This is a genomic window from Kocuria sp. CPCC 205260, from assembly GCF_040981045.1.
Lineage (GTDB): Bacteria > Actinomycetota > Actinomycetes > Actinomycetales > Micrococcaceae > Kocuria > Kocuria palustris.
Genome location: NZ_JAVKPT010000128.1, coordinates 1 through 501, shown reverse-complemented (window position 1 = coordinate 501; position 501 = coordinate 1). Strand labels below are relative to the sequence as shown.

Genomic DNA, 501 nt, shown 5'->3' with positions numbered 1-501 from the left:
GCGGCGTCCACAAGGACCCGCTCCCCCGCCGGGGAGATGCTCACCATGTGGGAACGGCGGTCGAGCGCGTTGCGGGAACGCGTGATGTGACCATGCACCTCCAACCGGTGCAGGGTCTTGCCCATGGTCTGGGCCTGGACGCGCACTTGGTGGGCCAGTTGCGCCTGCGTCATGCTGCCCTCCGAGCGGAGGACGTCCAGGGCCATCACGCCCGCGTGGGTGATACCGAGAGACGCGAGGTTCTCGTTCCACGCGTGTTCCACGAGGCGAGCCGCCGTGGACAGCAGACGGTTCGTGGGCCACTGGTTCTTGTAGGACATAGGACTATCGTATCCACTCGACGAAATCGCTGAACAATACTACAGGGCACCCCGCCAGTCAAATCCCCGCGCCGAACATCGTCTTGCGAACCCCTCTCGTGCGACTGCGGGAACCGCCCGGGATCGTGCGCACTGGGCGCGGGACGGACGTAGCGACGTCGTACGGCGGGACCGAGACCGG

1 protein-coding gene is annotated in these 501 nt (G+C 66.3%); it reads right to left on the bottom strand.

Annotated elements, in window-relative coordinates:
* Positions 1–320: MarR family winged helix-turn-helix transcriptional regulator (locus RF645_RS13545; protein ID WP_368819300.1), on the bottom strand; the 320-nt coding region annotated here is incomplete at its 3' end.
* Between the last annotated feature and the right edge of the window lie 181 nt (positions 321–501).